Here is an 8,530-nt window from a genome sequence, read left to right as displayed (position 1 = left end):
GTTTTTTCTTAAAGTTAGGATACTTAGTACGACCAGCAAAGAAATTGGTAAAAGCTGTTTGTAGGTGTCTTAACCCTTGTTGTAAAGGTACACAGCTAACTTTATTGAGAAAGTCTACTTCTTCTTGCTTGTTCCACTCGGTTAGCATTGAAGAAGTTTCAGTATATCCTACTCTTTGTTGCTTTTCGTACCATGATTGTGTTCTGAGATGGAGAGCCTTATTGTAAACTAATCTTACACAGCCCAAAGTGCGCCGCAATAGCGACTCTTGTTCTGGTGTTGGGTAAAATCGAAACGAGTAGGCTTTTTCCATGGGGAGCATTTTAGCATATATTCCGTAAATGTGTTAATATTTAACAGTAAAGCCAACCTAGAACGACGGGGTTTCAGACCCAAAATTTTCGATGATCTTTTTACTGTCAACCTTGTCAAAACCCTTTTGAGTCTTGACTGTCTGCCCATTGTACTCATTGACACTCCCGTCGCTAAAAGCGAGGGATTCTTGGTTCAACGAGTCCACTTAAACTAGATACCTTGCGTTATCCAACCCAGAGGTGGTTCTCTCCCCAAGCATTACTTTTCGTATGCCCTACGATAGTCCCCCCCCAACCCCTCCGACGTCGGGGGAGCAAGGGGGGGTACAAAATTTGCTTGAATTGAAACGTTAGCTTCAAATACTGCTTTGTCTAGTTCCTGTAAAGATTTTACCTACTCACAGTTGAGAAACTAGAACTATTGAGTAGAACCCTATATCTTTAATTGTCAAGGTGCAGATAGCATAGTGGTTAGACTACATGGGTTTTTAGAGCGGTTGATTACCCTATCCGCTATACTCATATAGTAGCTATTTGGCCTGAGTAGGTCAAGACCCTTAAAAGAAGAAGTTATTCGAGATTTTGTCAGGAGACTGGACGCTTATTTTTAATCTTGCTTCGTGTCACTGAGCCTTTACATTGAGCCTTTACATTGAGCCTGTCGAAATGTGTCGAAGTGCTGTTTTATATTGGCTGGGGTTTCATCCCGTCGCACTAAGCGCTTCGGGTCTTCACCCCGACATTTGAGATAAAGAGCGGCCAATTCGATCGATCCCCTGATCAAATCTCCAGATTTCCATAACATTTTCCTGTCTGTCCCCTCGCACCCCAGTCTATGAAAGCCTCTCTCTCTAACCGTCGTTGGCTGTCCATCGGTCTCGTCCTGATGTTATTTGCTTTGCTGTCTTTCTCGATTATGCCGCTATTGACTTCTATTCTCCAGAGTGAGCGGCACTCGGGCCAGAGTCATCTGTCCGCAGTCAAACAAGAGGAATTAGCCAGTCAAGCACTGGGTTATCAGATGGTTTTAGAGCGCGAACCCGATAATCAGACGGCTTTGCGGGGATTATTAGATACTCGCTTACAGCAGGGCGATTTAAGGCAAGCGATCGAACCTTTAGAAAAATTAGCGCAACTTAACCCCCAACAATCCGATTATCTGCTACTTTTGGCGGAAGCGAAACAGCAAATAGAGGACTATGCAGGAGCCACAGGCAGTTATCGCGCCCTTTTAGCCTCCCATCCCCAAGAGCTGCGGGCCTTAACTGGATTAACTAATTTATTTCTTAGCCAAAACCGCCCGATCGAGGCGATTAGTCTGGTCAAAGACACGCTCGATCGCGCTTTAAAAGCTGCTTCCGATCCCAATAATCCTGCTAGTTTAATCGATATCGTTTCCGTTCAGTTACTTTTAGGCAAAATCTATTTCGATCAGCAAAATTATCCGGAAGCTTTAAAAGCCTATAAACAAGCTCAACAGATGGATGTTAACGATTTCCGACCAATTTTAGCGACAGCGATCGTACTGAAAGAACAGGGCAAAAATCAAGAGGCTCAACCCCTCTTTCAAGATGCTCTCAGTCGCGCTCCTTTTGCTTACAGACAGGAGATTCAGACCCTAGCCGACGAAAATAACAAAATTCAAGCCACAGCCCCTAATCAGTGATCAGCTTTTTCTCCCTTCTCCCCTTGAGACTTGACACTGGGGACAAAAATGAGCCGAGCGCCCACTTAATTTAATTCTGGCAATAGTTGCACCGCAAAGGCGACAATTTTCGCCATTACGACCGTAAACCCAGGCCATCGCCCCATAATTGCCATTAACTCCCGTAACGTGGAGAAAATCGCTAAAACTGGTTCCACCTTCAGCGATCGCCGTTTCTAACACAGAAATAATGTTTTTTGTCAATAAGTCTATTTGCTCAATTTTCAAGAGATTAGCGGCAGTTTGAGGATGGATGCCACTTTTAAAAAGAACTTCATCTGCGTAGATATTGCCAATTCCTGCGACTACATTTTGATCGAGGAGAAAAGTTTTAATCGGACGACGACTTTTTTGACAGTGACTATAGAGGTAATCGGCGGTAAAATTGCGATCAAAGGGTTCTAGTCCCAGTTTTTTGAGACCGGTAATCACAGTTTCTGGGGTTTTATCGGCGGCAATCCACCAAATTTTCCCGAAAGTGCGGGTATCGACAAAGCGCAATTCTTGCTGATTGGCAAAAAAGAAGCGTAAGCGCGTATGAATCGGGAGGGGAGTGGTATCTTTTACCCACAGCAATTGTCCGGTCATACGCAGATGAACCCCGATACTGCTACCATTATCTAAATTGGCGAGGAGATATTTGCCTCGGCGCTGCCAATTGGTAATCGTGGTCTGAGCAATTCCTTGCAGAAAAGTTACCTCGCAATTAGGATAGGCTAGGGTACGCTGTAATAATACTTCCCCACCGATAATTTTTTTGCCCTGGGTCACTTGATTTAACCCGCGACGCACCGTTTCTACTTCTGGCAATTCTGGCATATAAGTAATTGAACAAAATTAAGTTCTTGGTTAGGGTAGGCAAAAGGCAAAAGAGGCAATAGGCAATAGATAGATAAACAGAACTTTTTATCGGGAAACGACACCAGATTAACGTCAATTCTACTTTAACTTTAGCCTTTCAATGGTATCAATTATTTCCCGTTCAAAACTGACTTGAGCGCGATTAGTTTTACCACCAATATAAAAGCGATCGCCCGATTGTAAAGCCCAAATTTGGGAATGGGAAAAGTAACTCATTACCACTCCCATCATCAATAAACCAAAACCTAAATAGACAATAGGCACTCCCGGATCTGCCTTAATTTGTAACCCTGTACTGCCCACTAATTCGACTATTTTTAGATTAACTCCATTGATAGGAATCGTCATTCCTTCTCGTACAGCAGAGGTTAAATCTCCCTTAGCATCATAGACAATTACCGTACCTTGTAAATCTCTGGTTAAAAGAGAAACTCCCTCACTAAGATCGGTTTTAGTCGGAATCCAAGTTCCCCAGATTTGTCCATTACCTTTGGTGTCTAAACTAGCCATCGGTAGCTGTAGGATTGGACTATTATTCACCTGTACTTTTACCCCAGCAATTCCCCAACTGGTTTGATAAAAAGTCACCCCTTTATGGTGCAAAGGTTGATTAACTTGAATAGTTTTGCGATCGATCTCCTGTCCTTGATCATCGATCACCGACAAATCAGAATAAAATTGTTCTATATCACCTTGAGGACTATAATCAATCCAAAAACGATTAACTTTAATCCCCCAATCCTTAGGGAGAGAATTTTTAGATAATGGTCCAGCTTCAATAATATTTTTAACCTGAAAACTATCGCCACTAGCTACCATTTCTTGAGCGAAAAAGCCGGTTAACGCTCCCCAGATCGCTCCTGCTAAAATAATTAACATGGCTGCATGAACGATAATCGGACCGATTTTACCAATCAGACCTTTACGAGCATAGAGACTGTTATTTTCTAGAAAAACTTTGTAGCCTTTTTTTTCTAATAAGGGGGTTAGGGATTCTAGGGAACCAGTTTCTAATTCAGCACTTAAAGCTAGTTTTTGAAATTGGCGAGATTGTTGATAAAATTGCCATTTTTTTGCTGCCTTTAAAGCAGGAAATTGTCGTCGGAAGGTGCAAGCGGTTAAACTGGAACCAAAGAGAATTAATAATGATAGATACCACCAAGTACTATAAACATGATTTAATCCCATTAGTAATAAAACTTTCCAAGTCAGAAACCCAAATAAAGCGGGTTTCTCAGGATAATTAGCTTGGTAAAAAGATAGGGATTGTCCCTGTTCGATTACTGTCCCAGAAATGCTAAAAATAGCGATTAAAAGTAAGAGGATAATTGCCAATCGCAGATCGGCAATAGTCTGGATAAATTTACGTCCCCATTGGGGGGGTGTATTCTTTAAATTTGAGGAAGTTTCCGATATAGTCATAGTTAAAAGTTTTGCAATTCTAGCCAATTATCTATCATAACTCTCCACCATCACAGCAGACGAGATAATAAAGAAAAAACTCCAAAACCGATTAATAAAACCCCACTGACAGGATTAATCCACCCGGACCATTGACGCAGGGAAAGAAAGCTTTTCAGCGAAGCAGTAAAAGAACCGACGATAATTAGGGGTAAAACATAGCCGGCAGTGTAGGATAACAATAATCCCCCTCCTAAGCTTAAATCTCCTGTATTTGCCACCCATGCCAATAAAGTTGCTAGAACTGGTGTACTACATGGAGAGGCGATTAAACCAAATGTTAAACCGAGAAGATAGGACCGCAAAATCGGGGGAAAATCGCCGGTAATCCAATCGGTAGCGCCAAGGGAGGGGAAGCGCAGGGGTAATAATTCCAAGAGGTTTAACCCCATGAAAATAGCGATCGCACTGACGATAATCGGTAAACCGATCCCCACTTGTCCATAGACTTTTCCTAAAGTAGCGGCAATTAGTCCCAATCCCGCTAAGGTGGTGGCTAATCCTAGGGAAAACCATGTGGACTGCCAAAAAGCCGCTAGACGGCCTTTATTTTCGTAACCCCCGATATAAGCGACGGTAATCGGCAACATCGACAGCATACAGGGGGTAAGACTGGTGAGTAAACCGGCTAGAAAAATCACGGCAATACTGACAAAACTAAGGTGAGTTAGTTGGGAAGTCACTAAGCGATCGGCGTATTGTTCAAGGTGATAGAGTTGAGTCTGTAATTGGTCTAACATATCAGGGAATTTTTCAGGCTAAATTTGGCTCATTTCTAGGATATTACCGTCGGGATCACTGACCAATAATGCCTTTCTAACCGAGGCACTCATTTCAATTGTATAACCTTGACTTTCTAGATAGTTACCCATGGCTGTCACGTCATCAATAGCGAAGGCAATATGAGGATTGCGTCCCCATTTTTCGGGATTGGGACGGTAGTTTTGGTAATTGCTATCGACAATTAAATGAATTTGATAATCTCCCACTTGATACCAAACCCAATCGTATTGCAAAGGGCGATCGATTCTAGTCAATCCTAGAACATTTTCGTAAAAGTTAACGGCTTTTTCTAGATCGGTGACTAAAATCGCCGTGTGTAAGGATTCTGTAATGTTCATGACTAATATCTGACTCGCGGATCGAGCCAACTATAGGTTAAATCGGCAATTAAGTTAAAGATAACAATTAAAATCCCATAGATAAAGGTAATCGCCATCACTACGGGGGTATCACTGCGGGAAATAGAATCGATTAATAAAGCACCAATCCCCGGTACACGAAACACTTGTTCTGTAACTAAAGCACCGGTAAAAATTGAGGGAATATCGAGAGCAATCAGGGTGACAACGGGGATTAAAGCATTGCGAACTATATGCTTAGTTAGGACGGAAAAATTAGTTAGTCCCTTCGCTAAGGCAGTTTTAACGTACTCTTGGTGAATTTCTTCAGTTACGGAAGAACGCACGAAACGCATCAACATCGCCCCTTGATATAAGCTTAATACAGTTATGGGCATAATTGACTGTTTAACCTGCTCGATCAAACTATTAAAATCGTTGATTTCTAGGGTACTGTTATAAAAAGATGGTAGCAAATTTAACTGTACACTAAAGATAATAATTAATAACAATCCCGTCACAAAGGTGGGTAAAGAAAAGCCAAGCATCGAAAAAGTAGAGATAATTTTGTCTAACCAAGAATAGCGCTTCACTGCTGAAATTATGCCCAAAGGAAAAGCGATTAAAACCCCGAAAATATAGGCAATACCGACAATCCAGAGAGTTGTGGGTAAACGCTGCCAAATTAGGGTAAAAACTGGGCTGCGACTGGTGAAAGAATAGCCCATATCTCCTTGAAGAAATGCTAACAACCACTTGACATAACGCACAGGAAGGGGTTGATCTAATCCGAAACTTTTGCGAATATTTTCTCGCACTGCTTCTGTAATAGCAGGATTAGCGGCAAATTCTCCCATCGGATCCCCCGGTGCTAGGGCCAAAATGCCAAAAACTACCATACTAATAGCTAAAAGAGTGGGAATCGAAAATAATAATCTTCTCAGAAAATATTTCAGCATTTATTTACTACGCTTCCAGTCTTTGATCTTCCAGGTATTTCTATCCCAGGGAGTTAATTCAAACCCCGATAAACTATTGCTAATTGCCACCACATCGGCACGATGAACTAGGGGAATAATCACAAAATCATTGATTAACATATCATTCATTTTAATCGCTATTTCTCGCCGTTTTTCTGGGTTTAATTCCTGACTAAAAGCTTGCCATAATTTATCGTATTCAGGATTACAATAACGAGCATAATTATCCCCAGACCAACCATCAGCTTTTTGGGGAATTTCGCTACAGGTAAAGGTTTTAAAATAGGCTTTCGGATCGGGACTATTATTACCTGTAGTGTACATTTGTAGGTCAGCATAAAACTTTTCTACCGTGTCATCGTTAGCAGGATCGCTAGAAAAGAAAATACTGGCATCAACAGTTTTTAATTCTACTTCTACCCCGATCGCTTGTAAACTTTGTTTGATAATTTCTTGGGTTTTCTGACGGAGAGGATTGACAGTGGTTTGAAAAACTAATTTCATTTCTACCCCATTTTTATCCCTAGTGCCATCACCATTACTATCTTTCCATCCCGCATCATCTAGTAATTTCTTAGCCTTTTCTAGATTAAATTCATAGCTAGTATTGGGAGAATTATATTCTGATGGCATCACAATAAAATTAGGAGTTGTTTTCCCAGTAATACCATAAAGTTGCGTGGCAATAGTATCTCTATCAACAGCTAAAGACAAAGCTTCTCTTACTTTCACATCACTCAAAAAAGGATGGGGAAACTTAATACTAGATCTCTCACCTTCAGGAGTAACTTGATTAGGATCACTCAGATTAAATAAAACTCGTTCAATCAAAGAACCGAAACTAGATATTAATTGACCCCGACCCGCTTTTTCTAAATCACTTAAAACCCTTGCCTCTACTTGCAAATTATAGGCATAATCCGCCTCCTGTGTCTGTAAAACCGCTCGTGCCGCCGAAGTTGCATCACCTCCTCCTTTTAATTCTATTCTTTGAAAACCTAATTTATCCGCTTCTCGAAAGAAAGAATTTGGTTCATAAACTGCCGTGTCTCCCGGTTTAAACTCTACCACTTTATAGGGGCCAGTTCCCACCGGTAATAAATTAGCAGGGGCTTGACGCGCCGTTTCATTGCTATACTTTTCATAGAGATGGGCAGGTAAAATCATCCCTTCTGTCCCCACAAAAACTAATGACCAAGCGGGATTAACTTGCTTAAAAGTTATTTTAACTGTATGGGGATCGATCGCTTCCACACTTTTAACTATTTCATAATTGCCAGCGCTAGTAGAACCAGTTTTCGGATTGGTAATAAAATTATAGGTAGCGATGACATCTTTGGCAGTAAAAGGAGTACCATCTGACCATTTAATATCTTTTTTTAGCTTCCATGTCACCGATTTACCATCCCGGGCAACTCCCCCATTTTCAATAGTAGGAATTTCTGCCGCTAAAAAAGGAACTAATTCCCCTTTTTCATTGAAACTAGCCAAAGGTTCTAAGGTAATGCGACTCGCTTCTGAGTCTTTAAATCCCGTGGAGAGATGGGGATTTAAAATCGTCGGCGCTTGCCAATATAAAAGTTTTAAAGTTTCTGTGTTATTATTGTCCGTTGCTGGAGGATTATTAGCTGTTTGTTGACGACAAGCACTAAAAAGCAGCGTACAACTAAGGGATAAAATTAACAGGGGCAAGAAAAGCGATCGCTTAAACATTTTTAATGACAATTAATAATTCAACAGGGTGACTTAGGTGATTCCCTACCCCACCAATAACAAGTTATCAGACATTGAGTCTTGATCTCGATCGATTAATTGATTATTTGCCCTCATCCATTCCTAGTCAAGTTAAATCGATCGTGCTATAGTAGCGATCGTGTACTAGACAATAAAATTCTAGGCACGGCGACGAAATGGGTTCTTCGGTTTGTGTTATGCAATGTACGGGGGTTATCGAAAATTTGGGTTAAAACCCCGTCCTTTTAGGACGGCTTTGTGTTAAACTGATTGGTAAGCGGAAAATCAGATGTGTAGTCGTGACACGCGAACTGACCGTTGGACAAAGGCTAGTGTCACCAACCCATTTCGGGT

General features: G+C 41.3%; 9 protein-coding genes. 1 reads left to right on the top strand and 8 read right to left on the bottom strand.

The genetic code is table 11. The annotated features are described in order from the left end of the window. Positions 1–313, bottom strand: a 313-nt coding sequence (locus tag IM479_RS18755; RefSeq protein WP_287699532.1) for an RNA-guided endonuclease InsQ/TnpB family protein, incomplete at its 3' end; no start/stop codon positions are given. A 635-nt stretch (positions 314–948) separates the two neighbouring features. After that, the gene (locus IM479_RS18750; protein WP_287078708.1) at positions 949–1,119 is read right to left on the bottom strand and encodes a hypothetical protein; all 171 of its coding nucleotides are present in this window, start codon (positions 1,117–1,119) and stop codon (positions 949–951) included. Positions 1,120–1,149: 30 nt separating this feature from the next. Between IM479_RS18750 and IM479_RS18745 the strand changes: the two genes are divergently transcribed. Then, positions 1,150–1,980: a tetratricopeptide repeat protein gene (locus IM479_RS18745; RefSeq protein ID WP_287673353.1), complete on the top strand. Its 831-nt coding sequence runs from the start codon at positions 1,150–1,152 to the stop codon at positions 1,978–1,980. On the opposite strand, the gene IM479_RS18740 is transcribed toward IM479_RS18745, so the two are convergent. From IM479_RS18740 to IM479_RS18715, 6 genes are all read right to left on the bottom strand, one after another. Then, entirely contained in the window at positions 1,981–2,838 is an 858-nt protein-coding gene (locus IM479_RS18740) for a DNA-formamidopyrimidine glycosylase (RefSeq protein WP_286824013.1), read from the bottom strand. It lies immediately after the preceding gene. Positions 2,839–2,958: 120 nt separating this feature from the next. Then, on the bottom strand, positions 2,959–4,302 hold the full coding sequence (locus IM479_RS18735) for a cytochrome c biogenesis protein (protein ID WP_287685299.1): 1,344 nt from the start codon (positions 4,300–4,302) through the stop codon (positions 2,959–2,961). A gap of 50 nt (positions 4,303–4,352) precedes the next feature. Next, positions 4,353–5,081, bottom strand: a complete 729-nt coding sequence (locus IM479_RS18730) for a cytochrome c biogenesis protein CcdA (protein WP_190356815.1) — start codon at positions 5,079–5,081, stop codon at positions 4,353–4,355. An 18-nt stretch (positions 5,082–5,099) separates the two neighbouring features. Next, positions 5,100–5,462: a VOC family protein gene (locus tag IM479_RS18725; protein ID WP_287685298.1), complete on the bottom strand. Its 363-nt coding sequence runs from the start codon at positions 5,460–5,462 to the stop codon at positions 5,100–5,102. 2 nt (positions 5,463–5,464) lie between these two features. Further along, positions 5,465–6,421, bottom strand: coding sequence for an ABC transporter permease (locus IM479_RS18720; protein WP_287685297.1), 957 nt, complete (start codon positions 6,419–6,421; stop codon positions 5,465–5,467). Next, complete coding sequence (locus tag IM479_RS18715; RefSeq protein WP_287078031.1) at positions 6,422–8,155, bottom strand: peptide ABC transporter substrate-binding protein; 1,734 nt, start codon at positions 8,153–8,155, stop codon at positions 6,422–6,424. Positions 8,156–8,530: the final 375 nt, after the last annotated feature.

This window comes from Microcystis sp. M165S2 (assembly GCF_020245885.1).
Taxonomy (GTDB): Bacteria; Cyanobacteriota; Cyanobacteriia; order Cyanobacteriales; family Microcystaceae; genus Microcystis.
Note: the sequence above shows the minus strand (reverse complement) of the source record. Positions and strands in the feature narration are given on the sequence as shown.